The 12,988-nt window shown below is 60.6% G+C and carries 14 protein-coding genes; 11 read left to right on the plus strand and 3 right to left on the minus strand.

Going from position 1 to position 12,988, the window contains the following annotated elements; translation table 11 throughout:
- Nucleotides 1-145: 145 nt before the first annotated feature.
- Nucleotides 146-901, plus strand: coding sequence for an exodeoxyribonuclease III (locus OCV80_RS13380; protein WP_119310373.1), 756 nt, complete (start codon nucleotides 146-148; stop codon nucleotides 899-901).
- A gap of 166 nt (nucleotides 902-1,067) precedes the next feature.
- Here OCV80_RS13380 and gpr read toward each other — a convergent pair whose 3' ends face one another.
- The gene (gpr, locus tag OCV80_RS13385; protein ID WP_036631190.1) at nucleotides 1,068-1,964 is read right to left on the minus strand and encodes a GPR endopeptidase; all 897 of its coding nucleotides are present in this window, start codon (nucleotides 1,962-1,964) and stop codon (nucleotides 1,068-1,070) included.
- A 193-nt stretch (nucleotides 1,965-2,157) separates the two neighbouring features.
- Between gpr and rpsT the strand changes: the two genes are divergently transcribed.
- From rpsT to OCV80_RS13405, 4 genes are all read left to right on the plus strand, one after another.
- Nucleotides 2,158-2,421: a 30S ribosomal protein S20 gene (gene rpsT, locus OCV80_RS13390; protein WP_025544580.1), complete on the plus strand. Its 264-nt coding sequence runs from the start codon at nucleotides 2,158-2,160 to the stop codon at nucleotides 2,419-2,421.
- A 145-nt stretch (nucleotides 2,422-2,566) separates the two neighbouring features.
- Complete coding sequence (locus tag OCV80_RS13395) at nucleotides 2,567-3,343, plus strand: TatD family hydrolase (RefSeq protein ID WP_119310374.1); 777 nt, start codon at nucleotides 2,567-2,569, stop codon at nucleotides 3,341-3,343.
- The gene (locus OCV80_RS13400) at nucleotides 3,340-4,260 is read left to right on the plus strand and encodes a hypothetical protein (protein WP_267288470.1); all 921 of its coding nucleotides are present in this window, start codon (nucleotides 3,340-3,342) and stop codon (nucleotides 4,258-4,260) included. The genes OCV80_RS13395 and OCV80_RS13400 overlap by 4 nt, the downstream gene beginning before the upstream one ends.
- A gap of 20 nt (nucleotides 4,261-4,280) precedes the next feature.
- Complete coding sequence (locus OCV80_RS13405) at nucleotides 4,281-4,904, plus strand: TatD family nuclease-associated radical SAM protein (protein WP_119310376.1); 624 nt, start codon at nucleotides 4,281-4,283, stop codon at nucleotides 4,902-4,904.
- A 50-nt stretch (nucleotides 4,905-4,954) separates the two neighbouring features.
- Here the strand turns inward: OCV80_RS13405 and OCV80_RS13410 are convergent, their stop codons facing one another.
- Nucleotides 4,955-5,704, minus strand: a complete 750-nt coding sequence (locus OCV80_RS13410; protein WP_119310377.1) for a sulfite exporter TauE/SafE family protein — start codon at nucleotides 5,702-5,704, stop codon at nucleotides 4,955-4,957.
- 174 nt (nucleotides 5,705-5,878) lie between these two features.
- Nucleotides 5,879-6,550: a CPBP family intramembrane glutamic endopeptidase gene (locus tag OCV80_RS13415; RefSeq protein ID WP_051365607.1), complete on the minus strand. Its 672-nt coding sequence runs from the start codon at nucleotides 6,548-6,550 to the stop codon at nucleotides 5,879-5,881.
- Between the two features lie 368 nt (nucleotides 6,551-6,918).
- On the opposite strand from OCV80_RS13415, the gene thiE reads away from it, so the two are divergent.
- The 6 genes from thiE to OCV80_RS13445 all read left to right on the plus strand — a co-directional run.
- Entirely contained in the window at nucleotides 6,919-7,560 is a 642-nt protein-coding gene (thiE, locus tag OCV80_RS13420; protein ID WP_025544587.1) for a thiamine phosphate synthase, read from the plus strand.
- Nucleotides 7,557-8,195, plus strand: coding sequence for an HAD family hydrolase (locus OCV80_RS13425; RefSeq protein ID WP_025544588.1), 639 nt, complete (start codon nucleotides 7,557-7,559; stop codon nucleotides 8,193-8,195). Before thiE ends, OCV80_RS13425 begins: the two co-directional genes overlap by 4 nt.
- 112 nt (nucleotides 8,196-8,307) lie before the next feature.
- The gene (gene thiD / locus OCV80_RS13430; RefSeq protein ID WP_025544589.1) at nucleotides 8,308-9,117 is read left to right on the plus strand and encodes a bifunctional hydroxymethylpyrimidine kinase/phosphomethylpyrimidine kinase; all 810 of its coding nucleotides are present in this window, start codon (nucleotides 8,308-8,310) and stop codon (nucleotides 9,115-9,117) included.
- 279 nt (nucleotides 9,118-9,396) lie between these two features.
- On the plus strand, nucleotides 9,397-11,148 hold the full coding sequence (locus OCV80_RS13435) for an HlyD family efflux transporter periplasmic adaptor subunit (protein WP_267288471.1): 1,752 nt from the start codon (nucleotides 9,397-9,399) through the stop codon (nucleotides 11,146-11,148).
- A complete protein-coding gene (locus OCV80_RS13440; RefSeq protein WP_021751028.1) occupies nucleotides 11,148-11,885 on the plus strand; it encodes an ABC transporter ATP-binding protein in 738 nt (245 codons plus the stop codon). Before OCV80_RS13435 ends, OCV80_RS13440 begins: the two co-directional genes overlap by 1 nt.
- The coding region (locus tag OCV80_RS13445; protein ID WP_267288472.1) for an ABC transporter permease at nucleotides 11,882-12,988 on the plus strand (1,107 nt) is incomplete at its 3' end. The genes OCV80_RS13440 and OCV80_RS13445, both read left to right, overlap by 4 nt.

Below are 12,988 nucleotides of genomic sequence, written 5' to 3' on the forward strand. Positions count from 1 at the left end.
TATAGTTTGAAAATCCAAAAAATACAAGGGAAGATGCGAAAAACGGGCCGTCACACAAGCCGCCTCTCCTCGTGGGGATTGTATTTTTCGCAAAATTCCGATACAATAGGAACGCTGTATGATTTTCACAAGGGAGGATGCGCCCATGAAACTGGTATCCTGGAACGTCAACGGCCTGCGGGCCTGCCTGGGCAAGGGATTTCTGGACTTCTGTGCCGTGGCCGACGCGGACATCATCTGCCTGCAGGAGACGAAGATGCGCCCGGAGCAGGCAGAATTTGATCTGCCCGGCTATCACCGCTACTGGAACAGCGCCGACAAGGCGGGCTATTCCGGCACCGCGGTGTTCACCCGGCGCCAGCCGCTCTCCGTGACCTATGACTTCGGTATCGATGAGCACCGCCACGAGGGGCGGGTCATCACGGCGGAGTACCCGGACTTCTACCTGGTGTGCTGCTACACTCCAAACTCCAAGGATCAGTTGGCCCGGCTGGACTACCGCATGGCCTGGGAGGACGACATCCGGGACTACCTGCTGGATCTGGACGCCAAAAAGCCTGTGGTGTACTGCGGGGACCTGAACGTGGCCCACCAGGAGATCGATATCAAAAATCCCGGTCCCAACCGCCGCAACCCCGGCTTTACCGACGAGGAGCGGGAGAAGATGACGAAGCTCCTCTCCAGCGGCTTTGTGGACACGTTCCGGTATCTGTACCCGGACAAGACCGGGGCCTACTCCTGGTGGAGCTACCGCTTCAATGCCCGGAAGAACAACGCCGGGTGGCGGATCGACTACTTCATCGTGTCGGAGCGGCTGAAGGACAAAATCCGGAACGCCGATATTTGGAGCGAGGTGCTGGGCAGCGACCACTGCCCGGTGGTACTGGATCTGGATGTATAAACTTCACGCGCGTTCGATGCGCCACGAACATCGGCAAATCCTGCACATGAAGTCTTTTTGCATCATTTCCGGCTGCCCTGAAGAGTGCGGGGAAACGGCACATTTCAAAGGTTTGTGATGCTTTGCATCGGAAAACAGGACCGGACCTGCTGGGTCCGGTCCTGTTTCAGCTCAACAGGGCGTTCATCTCCTCGATCTCCAGATCCTGGAGGGCCCAGTTGATGCCGTAGCCCACCACCTTGCTCAGATCCCGCACCTGCTGGTCGATGTCCCGGGTAGTGACCATGAAGGCATCATGCTCCCCGCGCAGCCGTTCCTCATCCACCTTTTCCACGCCGGACTCCTCCAGAATGTCCGCCGCCAGGGTGGCGGAGTCCACCACCGTGGGCACGCCGATGGCGAACACCGGCACCCCCAGCGTCTCCCGGTTCAGCGCCGCCCGGTGGTTGCCCACGCCGGAGCCGGGGATGATCCCCGTGTCGCTGAGCTGCACCGTGGCGCACACCCGCCCGCACCGGCGGGAGGCCAGGGCGTCGATGGCCAGGACCATGGCGGGCTGGACTTCCGCCACCAGGCCCCGCACCGCCTCCGCGGACTCCACGCCGGTGGTGCCCAGCACGCCGGTGCGGAAGGCCGACACCGGCCGGAACCCGGCAAACTGCTTCGGCATGGCGGAGAGCAGGTGCCGGGTGATCAGCACGCTGTCCAATGCCAGGGGGCCAACGGCGTCCGGCGTCATGGCTGCGTTGCCCAGGCCCACCACCAGGGCGGAGCCCTCCACCGGCAGCAGGGCCTTCAGCTCCGTGCCCACGGCCCGGACCGCCCGCTCGAAAAAGTCCGCCTTCCGCTGCCAGAAGGTGGTGAGGTCAATGGTGAAATAGCTGCCCTGGGGCTTGCCCAGGGCCTCCTCGCCCCGGTGGTCCAGGATGTCCACCCGGGTGACTGGGTATCCCTCCAGCTTGCTCTTGGTCGCCTTCACCCCCATGAGGCGGGTGGTCCGCTCCGCGGACTCCTGCCAGAGCTCCCGGGCCTCCAGGGCCAGGTCGGTACGTTTTATGAACAATGCGAACCGCCTCCCAAACACAAAATCTAGTGGTCTGCTCACTAGGTTTTGCGGTAGGCGGCACGATATACAATTTTAGCCCGAAAAATATAAAAAAAGGCTTGCTTTTTGCGCCGTTCCCTGTTAAAATATCATTCTGCATGGTGGGAACTGGTTCCCACAGTCAAATTTTCTGCCTAAGGAGGTGTTTGGTTTGCCGAATATCAAGTCTGCCAAGAAGCGCGTTCTGATCGCCGAAGTGCGCAACGCCCGCAACAAGGCCGCGAAGTCCGAACTGAAGACCGCCATCAAGAAGTTCGAGGCTGCTGCCGCAGAAGGCAATCGCACCGAGGCCGATGGCGCGTACAAGGTTGCAGTGAAGAAAGTCGATCAGGCTGTTGCCAAGGGCATTCTGCACAAGAATACGGCCGCTCATCGCAAGAGCGCCATGACCCTGAAGCTCAACAAGATCGGCTGATCATATCGGGCCAAAAGGACATCCGTTCGGATGTCCTTTTTTGTTTTCTGGCCAGGGGGCTTTTCCCGATTCTGGCCCTTTTCTTTTCCGCAGGGCGTGTTATAATCGTCCGTAGGATCAGAATTCCGCTGAAGAGGTGACTGCCATGCCGCTGTTCGACACCCACGCCCACTACAACGACGACGCCTTTGACCAGAACCGGAAGGGGCTGCTGGACGCCCTGCCGGACGCCGGAGTGGGGGCTGTGGTGATCCCCGGGGTGGACGTGGAGAGCTCCCGCTCCGCCCTGGCCCTGGCGGAGAGCCGCCCCTGGCTGTTCGCCGCCGCAGGCATCCATCCGGAGGACTGCGCCGGCTGCACGGCCGCGGATTTTTCCGCCATCCGGGACCTGTGCCGGGAGAAAAAAGTGGTCGCCATCGGAGAGATCGGCTTGGACTACTACTGGGCGGAGAATCCGCCAAAGGAATTCCAGCAGATGGTGTTCCGCCGCCAGCTGGAGCTGGCGCTGGAGCTGGAGCTGCCGGTGATCGTCCACGACCGGGAGGCCCACGGAGACAGCCTGGAGATCGTAAAGGAGTTCCCCGGGGTGCGGGGCGTATTCCACTGCTTCTCCGGCAGTCCCGAAATGGCGGAGGAGCTGCTGAAGCGGGGCTGGTATCTGGGCTTTGACGGTCCGGTGACCTACAAAAACGCTCGCCGGGCGCCGGAGGTCGTGGCCGTCACGCCCCTGGACCGGATCGTGGTGGAGACGGACGCGCCCTACATGAGCCCGGTGCCCAACCGGGGCAGGCGGAACGACAGCCGGAATCTCCCCTACATTGTGGAAAAACTGGCGGAGTGGAAGGGCATCTCCCCGGAGGAGATGGCGGCGCACACCTGGAACAATGGCCTGCGGCTGTTTGGGCTGGAGGGGAAGGTATGAAAAAAGCGTTTCTGATGGTCCTGGCCTGCCTGTTGCTGGCGGGCTGCGGCGCGCCGTCAGAGACAGTGACGCCAACGGACTCCTGGCCGGATTCCGCTCTGGCGGAAACCAATGAAGCGGCTGCTGAATCCCCGCCGGCAACCGCCCCGGCGGAACCCCTCTCCGCCCCCGCCGTGGTAACGGCGGGGCAGGCGCCGGAGGAACCCTATGATTTGCCCACGGAGGTGATCGGGCTGAAGGACTGGATCGGTGAAAGCCGCTGGAACCATGACCCGGTGGGCCTTTTGGCAGAACTGCCGGAGCGGGAGCTCTCCCTCTACGGCGTGACAAAGTGGCTTGACAGCTCAGCCCTGCTGCGCTGGGGTGACAGTCTGGCGGAGTTTTCCTGGTCCTTCGGCGGCCCGTTGATTGTGGAGCCGCAGCTTTGGTGCTGGGATGTGGACTCCGACGGGCAGGAGGAGGTCGTTGTCATCAATCATGTGGACAGCGGCACCGGGACTTCTATTGAGGAGCTTCACGTGGTCAAAAAAGACGGGGACGGCACCTTGACGGACTACTGCTTTCCGGAGTCACTGTGGCAGGAGGACCTCTCCGGCCTGCTGTCGGTGGTGTCGGACGGGGACCGGACCTACACCGTCTTGGGCGCGGATCTGGTGGACCTCACAGACGAGATCCAGACACAGTTTCCGGACCTCAATCCGGCCATGATCGAGGACACCTCTACCGGAAGATGGGCCAATTTTTCCGTGCAATCCGGTACGGATGGGAACGGCAGCGATCTTTTCTTTACGGGTTCTGCGATGTTGGAGGGGAGGGAAATCCCCTATGACTGGTATGCGGCGGAGATTACCGCTGCCATCTCCTATGAAAACGGCATCTTCACGCTGTCGGACTTTCATCTGAACAGCTTATCCTGATTACGCAAGGAGCGATATTTATGGAAAAGGGCTTTACCATCACCTATGAATACGGGGACAACCTGTATGTGAACCCCACCAACCGGTGCAACTTCAACTGCGCGTTCTGCCTGCGGCACAACCAGGGTTCCGGCGGCAGCATCTACACCCATAACCTGTGGCTAAAGCGGGAGCCCACGAAGGAGGAGATCCTTTCCTCCATCGAGAGCCACGACCTCTCCCAATACAAGCAGCTGGTGTTCGTGGGCTTCGGTGAGCCTACCTACCGGTTCGATGACATCTGCTGGGTCATCGACCAGATGAAGGCCCACGGCACCAAGATCTTCACCCGGATGGACACCAACGGCACCGGTTCCCTCATCAACGGCCGGGACATCGCCCCGGAGTTCGCGGGCCGGTTCGATATGGTGTCTGTCTCCCTGAACACCGACACGGCGGAGAAGTACAACGCCCTGTGCCACCCCCAGCAGGAAAACGCCTACCAGGCCATGAAGGACTTCACGAGAGAGGTCCTCAAGTATGTGCCCACCGTGATGATGACCGTGGTGGACACCATCCCGAAAGAGGAGATCGAGAACTGCCGGAAGATCTGCGAGGAGGAGATCGGCGCCACCTACCGGGTGCGGGAGTACATTGCGGACTGACAAATGCAGATATGAAGAGACGCCCGCAGGGGCGTCTCTTTTTCCTGAGCTTATGTATGGAATACCACGGACTTCACGATGATGCTGACGCCGCCCAGGAGGAAGAGGACGATGGCGCCCTTTTGGAGCTTTTCCTCTTCCAGCCGGGGCCCCAGCCACGCCGCCAGGCCCATGGCCAGCACCGCCGCGGGAACAGACGCCAGGGCGAACAGCAGCACCGGGCCGGTGAACAGGTCGGTGACTAGATAAGTCACTACCCGCACCGCATTCTCCCCAAAGAAGAGAAAGCACATGCTCCCCTTGAACTCGCTGTAATCTCTGGCTGTTCGCTGGAGGTAGGCCACGATGAACATGTTGATGCCGAAGAGGCCCGCGCACACGCCGGAGAACGCGGACACCGCCAGCCGCAGCCAGGGCCGGTCCTTCCGGTCCGGCTTCACCGGCCGCAGGGAGCGGGTGGCCATCTCCAGCCCTAAAAGCACCACGACGACGCCCAGCACGGTTTTGATGACCCAGGGCATGGAAAAGCGCAGCAGCAGCGTGCCGGGGATCACGCCGCAGAAGTTGGCCGCCAGCAACGGCAGGATCTTCCGCCACTGGAAGCTGTGCCGGTTTTTCCAGGTGATCCAGGCGTTCACCGGGCAGTCCAGCAGCAGCGTACCCGGGGTGATGACCACATTGTCCAGGCCCATGGACAAAATCGGCGCGGAGATCAGGGGGTTGCCGAAGCCGATCAGCCCTTTGACCAGATAGGCCAGCAGCTGCGCGGCAAAGATAAACAGTGCGGTTGAAAGCGTCATTGTATGTTCCCTCCCAGATTTTCACCCCTCATTATATACCACATTTTCAGCGGAAAGGAAACGGCATTCTGCCTCCGGCGGAAAAAATGGACTCCCTGTTCCAGGTTTGTGTCGGTAGAGGCATCCCCGGCAAATCGATAAACGATTTGCCGGGGAATTCCAATAAGTGCAGATTTAAATATAAAGATACCATATCGTCATGATTGCAAAATCCGCAAACATATGGATAACCCATGAATGATAGATATTTTCATTTTTGCTATCTACATAGTCAAAAAGCAGCCCGCCAATCGCCAATCCTATTAAAGCCAAAAGCAACATCAACGGCGGAAATGACATTCCAATCATTGCAATATGATAAACTGCAAACATGCCTGAACTGAATATATATGCTATTTTTCGGGCTGTGTATTTGGATAATCTGATAAATGCAACGAAACGAAAGAAAAATTCCTCCAGAAAGGAATTGCAAAAGGAAATATAGAGAGCCACCCCAATAAAGCTGCCGCTGTTGACTTTTTGATCCGCTGAAAGCGACTGAACCAACGACGCATAGTCGAAGAAGTTTTTTGTCAAAGTATACGCACCCAGAATCACCGCATAGATAAAAGAGCCCAGCACAAATAATTTCATCATGCCCCTCTTGTCGATTTTAAAGAATTCATCCAGTAATTTTGTATGGGTTATTTTTGCATATACCAATGGCAATAATAAAAATACCGCGACTTTAAGCGCGGATTTGACAATATATGCCGGTTCAATGATTGTTTCAATGAGTGCCATAAAAACACAACATATTATAACAAGAACAATAATACCCGACGCTTTTTCTTTATTCATAGCCATCAGTATTATCTGCCTCCCAAATATAAATCTGCTGCTTTTATATTGCCTATGTCTCATTTTTACCATTATAGAATAGAAAAAAGTTTTGCGCAAGGCAGCAGGTGAATTCGCCGGGGTTGTGCGCTATCATTCCACTATCTAGAGCCGGAGCCCAGCAGGCGGTTTTGCTTGCATTTCCCGGGAAAAAGGCGTATGATAAGAGGCGAGAAAATGGGGAGCCCGCTGGCGCGGGCTGAGAGGAGGCCAGCCAGGTCTTGACCCTTTACCTGATGTGGATCATGCCAACGTAGGGAAATCATGAGGCGCACAGCCGCGGACGACCGTTCTTGGTATGTCCGCGGTTTTTTTGACAGAGAGGATGGAGTGATATGAAGATCGACCCCAAGCGGCTGCGGCTGTATGCCGTGACGGACCGGGCCTGGACTCATGACGCGGAGGGCCTGCTCCGTCAGGTGGCGGCAGCCGTCGACGGCGGGGCGGGCATCGTCCAGCTGCGGGAAAAGCACATGGGACAGGCGGATTTCCTGGCGGAGGCGGAGCGGTTCGTGGCCCTGTGCCGGGAAAAGGGCGCTGTCAGCATCATCAACGACAATGTGGAGATCGCCGCCCAGACCGGGGCGGACGGCGTTCATGTGGGCCAGGAGGATCTGGAGGCGGGCCGGACTAGGGAGCTGCTGGGGCCGGACAAGCTGATCGGCGTTTCCGCCCACTCCGTGGAAGAGGCCCTGGCCGCCCAGGCGGCGGGGGCGGACTACCTGGGCGTGGGCGCGGCTTTCGTCACCGGCACCAAGACGGACGCCAAGCCCATCTCCCGGGAGACCATCCGGGCCATCACGGCGGCGGTGGACATCCCGGTGGTGGCCATCGGCGGCATCAGCCATGACAATATTCTGGAGTTGAAGAACTGCGGCCTGGACGGCGTGGCGGTGGTCTCCGCCCTGTTCGCCCAAGCCGACGTGAAGGCGGCGGCGGAGGAGCTGCTGCGGCTCTCGGAGGAGATCGCCCGATGAACATCCGGGGCGCCATCTTTGACCTGGACGGGACCCTGACGGACTCCATGTACATCTGGCAGAAGGCCCCGGTGGATCTGATGCGCCGGTACGGCGGTGACCCGCCGGAGGATCTGGCCCGGGACCTGAAGGAGATGGGCCGCCGGGAGGCGGCGGAGTACCTGCGAAGCCGCTTCTCCCTCTCCACCACGCCGGAGGAGCTGATGGACACCCTCAACGATCTGGTGACGGAGGAGTACCGGTCCCGGGTGCCCTTGAAGCCCGGGGCGGACCGGCTGCTGGCCCGGCTGGCGGATTCCGGCATCTCCTGCTGCATCGCCACCGCCAGCGAGGCGTTCCAGGCCCGCTCCGCCATGGAACGGCTGGGACTGTGGCCGCACTTCCGCTTCGCCGTCAGCTGTGTCCAGTACGGCGGCAAGACCCGGCCGGACATCTATCTGGAGGCCGCCCGCCGTCTGGGGACCGCTCCGGCGGAGACGGTGGTGTTTGAGGATGCCCTTCACGCTGCCAGGACCGCCCACGAGGCAGGCTTCCGGGTCTGCGGCGTCTGGGACGCCTCTGCCGAAGAGGATCAGGCCGCGCTGAAAGCCCTGGCGGATTGGTACGTGCGGGACCTGGGCGACTGGGTCCCGTAAGGGACGGGGAACCGCGGCCAGCGGGCCGCTTCCAGCGGCGGATCGGGGGCACCACCTTCCGCCGCTTGATAAAACTTCAATGCAAAGAAGCATCAGGAAAGGAAGCATCGATATGAAGACAGCATTGACGATCGCTGGGACCGATCCCAGCGGAGGCGCCGGTATCCAGGCAGATATCAAGACCATGACCGCCAACGGCGTGTTCGCCACCTGTGCGGTGACGGCTCTGGTGGCCCAGAACACTACCGGCGTCAAGAGCATCGTGGAGTGTACGCCGGACTTTCTGGCGGAGGAGCTGGACTGCGTGTTCACAGATATCTTCCCCGACGCGGTGAAGACCGGCATGGTCTCCAGCATTCCGCTGATCCGGGTGATCGCGGCCAAGCTGAAGGAGTATGGGGCCAAAAATCTGGTGGTGGACCCGGTGATGGTGGCCACCTCCGGGGACCGGCTCATCACGGAGGACGCGGTCTCCGCCCTGAAGGAGCTCCTGCTGCCCCTGGCCACGGTACTGACCCCCAACATCCCTGAGGCGGAGATCCTCTCCGGCATGACGATCCGCAGCGCCGCAGACATGGAGGCGGCGGCCCGGGCCATCAGCGAGCAGTACGGCTGCGCCGTGCTGTGCAAGGGCGGCCACCAGATCAACGACGCCGATGACCTGCTGTGGCGCTGCGGCAGCGGCAAGTGGTTCCACGGAAAGCGGATCAACAACCCCAACACCCACGGCACCGGCTGCACCCTGTCTAGCGCCATCGCCTCCAATCTGGCGAAGGGCTTTGACCTGGACACGGCGGTGGAGCGGGCCAAGGCTTACATCTCCGGCGCTCTGGGGGCCATGCTGGACTTGGGACGCGGTTCCGGCCCCATGAATCACATGTTCGACCTGAAGAGCATCTACTGTACGGAAAAGGCAGATTGACCAGTTTGCAGACAACAGGGGGACAGCGGTTTTATCCGCTGTCCTCCTGTTGTTTTTGCGCAGAAAAACGGCGGTTCCGATGGCGGGATCTATTTGGAATCACCAGACTGAACAAAATGATTTCAGGTATTTTTAAGGTTTAAAACGAGCTAAATATACTGCAAAAATAATAAAAACAAAATTTTTTAAAGTATTTTTTCAGGTTGATTTTAGCTTTCCATGATACCTTTGGACCAGAACCCTTCCCGGAGGGGGAGGTACGGAAAGGATTGGCACGGTATGAGCGAAAAAGGACTGGAGCGGGAGACGGAAGGAATCTCCGTGGGGGAGCGGGAGCCCGTCGTAGCAGATTCCTCTCCCAAAGGGGGCCGTCTCCGCAGCAGCTGGAAAAAGCTGTGGAAGGGGCGGAAACGAAAGGCGCTGGCGCTGCTTCTGGTGGTGGCCATTGCAGGCGGCGTGGTGATCTGGAGGGGCCGCGGACAGACGGCCTCCGCTGCGACGACGTATCAGGAGGCGGCGGTGGAGCGCCGCTCTATCACCAATTCCCTCTCCTCCAGCGGCACGCTGGAGCCAGCGGACTCCTACACCGTCAATACGCTGGTCTCCGGCGAGATCCTCAGCGATACCTTTGAAAAGGGCGACCAGGTGGAGGAGGGCCAACTGCTCTATACCATTGATTCCTCCAACGCGGCCAGCAGCCAGACCCAGGCGCAGAACAGCTACTCCCAGGCCCAGACCTCCTATGAGCAGGCGGTGAAGGCCAAGTATCCCCAGGCGGACCTGAGCGGCACCGTCAGCGAGGTGTATGTGAACGAGGGGGACAGCGTCAGCGCAGGCACACAGCTTCTGAAGATCGTGGCGGATGAGAACATCTACATCGACTTCTACTTCACCTACGCGGACAGCGGCGACTTCTACATCGGCCAGACCGCCACGGTCTTTATCGACGGCTTTGCCGGGACCCTCACCGGAACGGTTGCCGCGGTGTCCAGTTCCTCCGCGGCGGTCTCCACCGGCGTACCCCTGACTACCGTCCGGGTACGGCTCGCCAACCCGGGCCTTGTGACATCCGACTACACCGCCAGCGCCGTCATCGGCAGCTACTCCAGCTACGGCCAGGCGTCCATCAAGGTGGGGGCCAGCAGCGTCATCACGGCAGAGGCGTCCGGCAAAGTTGCAGGTTTCAACTGGCTGGTGGGCGATACCATCTCCAGCGGCGACCGGATCTGCACCATCACCGGTGACAGCGTGGACAACCAGATTGAAAGCGCCCGCATCAGTGTCAGCAACGCCTCCACCAGCCTGGAAAATGCCCGGGACAATCTGGAGGACTACTCCGTCACCGCGCCCATCTCCGGCACCGTGGTCACCAAGAACGCCAAGGCGGGGGACAACATTGAGGGCGGCTCCGGCAGCACCCTCTGCGTCATCTATGACCTGAGTTATCTGGAGATGACCATGTCCATCGACGAGTTGGACATCAGCTCTGTGGAGGTGGGCCAGGAGGTCCGGATCACCGCCGATGCCGTGGAGGGGAAGACCTACACCGGCGTGGTGACGGAGGTGTCCGTGGCGGGCACCACCTCCGGCGGCATCACCACGTACCCCGTCACCGTCCGCATCGACGAGACCGACGGCCTGCTGCCTGGGATGAATGTGGACGCGGAGATCGTGATCTCCTCGGCGGATGACGTGCTGGCCATCCCAAGCGCCGCCGTGAGCCGCGGGGACATGGTGCTGGTCACCGCGAATTCTCCCAGTGCTGTGAATGCCCTGGACCAGGAGGCCCCGGAGGGCTACGTCTACGTGCCGGTGGAAACCGGCGTCAGCGACAACAGCTACATTGAGGTCCTCTCCGGCCTCCAGGAGGGGGACACAGTGGCCTATCTCCAGGCGGCTGGCTCCGCCAGCTCCGGCGATATGACGTTCGTCATGCCGAGCGGGGCCATGTCCTCCATGCCGATGGGCGACATGCCCAGCGGGATGCCCTCCGGCGGCGGAATGCCCAGCGGCGGGCCGGGAGGCTTCTGATGGGCACTTTGATCGAATTTCGGGAGGTCTGCAAGTATTACCAGATGGGCGACACCACTGTGAAGGCGGCGGACCACATCTCCTTCCAGATCCGGAAGGGGGAGTTCGTGGCCATCGTGGGCCAGTCCGGCTCCGGCAAGTCCACCTGTATGAACATCATCGGCTGCCTGGACGTGCCCACCTCCGGCACGTACCTGCTGGACGGCAGGGATGTGGGTCAGATGGATAAGGACCAGCTGGCCGCCATCCGGAACAAGATGCTGGGCTTCATCTTCCAGCAGTACAACCTGCTGCCCAAGCTGACGCTCCAGGAGAACGTGGAGGTGCCGCTGATGTACGCCGGCATCCCCAAGCCGGAGCGGCACGAGCGATCCCGGATCGCGCTGGAGATGGTGGGTCTTGGCGACAAGCTGCGCAATAAGCCCAGCCAGCTCTCCGGCGGCCAGCAGCAGCGGGCGTCCATTGCCCGGGCTCTGGCAGGGGACCCGGCGGTGATCCTGGCCGACGAGCCCACCGGCGCCCTGGACTCCCACACCGGGCGGGAGGTGCTGACCATGCTGCAGCAGCTCCATGCCGCGGGCAACACGGTGGTGCTCATCACCCACGACAACTCCATCGCTGTCCAGGCCCAGCGGATCATCCGGCTGGAGGACGGCCACGTGATCTACGACGGCGATGCCGGTGCGCCTGAGGCGGTAGTGACGCCCAATCTTGCCGGAAGGGGGATGGCGGGATGAGCCTGATCGAGACCTTCCAGATGGCGGTGCAGAATATTCTCAGCAGCAAGATGCGGACCTTCCTCACTATGCTGGGCATCATCATCGGCGTGTGCGCGGTCATCGTCATCGTGGGCCTGGGCAACGGGATGCAGGGCTATATTGAGGACAGCTTTGCCGACATGGGCACCGACTCTCTGACAGTGATGGTGATGGGCCGCGGCTCCTCCCGCAGCGTGTCGGAGGGCGAGATGTACCAGCTGGTGGCGGACAACAGCGATGTGTTCAAGCAGATCTCCCCCACGGTCACCATGAGCGGCTCGGTGAAGATCGGCAGCAGCACTCTTTCCGCCACCTCCGTCACCGGCGTCAGCGAGGATTACTTCTCCATGAAGGGGTATGAGGTTGCCCAGGGCCGGGGGCTTCAGTACACGGACATGACCGGCCGGAAAAAGGTCTGCGTCGTCGGGCAGTATCTGAATCAGGTCTATTACGGCGGGAATGCCGTGGGTCAGACGCTGCGGATCAATGGCAACTCGTTTACCATCGTAGGTGTTATGGGAATGGAGGGCACAGAGCTGGAAGAGGGCGGCACGGACGACTGCGTGTTCCTCCCCTACTCCACCGCCGCCCGCCTCAGCTTCACCGGCACCATCTCCAGTTACACCATCACTGTCCAGGACACGGACCAGATCTCCCAGGCCAAAACCACCCTGGAGAACGCCCTCTATGAGATTTTTGAGGACGACGATGCCTATACCGTGGGCAGCATGGCGGAGATGGTGGAGGAGATGAACTCCATGGTGAACATGGTGATCTACATTCTGGCGGGCATCGCTGCCATCTCTCTGGTGGTGGGCGGCATCGGCATCATGAACATCATGCTGGTGTCGGTTACGGAGCGGACCAGAGAGATCGGCATCCGCAAGGCGCTTGGGGCCCGGGAGGGCGCCATCATGCGCCAGTTCGTCATCGAGGCGGCTACCACCTCCTCTCTGGGCGGCGTACTGGGGATCGCCCTGGGCTTCGGCCTATCCGCGGCGGCCACGGTGGTCATCGCCAATGTCATGCCGGACACCCCCATCACCGTCAGCCCCAGCATTGCGGCGATCCTGGTGGCCTTC

It is taken from the genome of Oscillibacter acetigenes (assembly GCF_025567605.1).
Classification (GTDB): Bacteria; Bacillota; Clostridia; order Oscillospirales; family Oscillospiraceae; genus Oscillibacter; species Oscillibacter welbionis.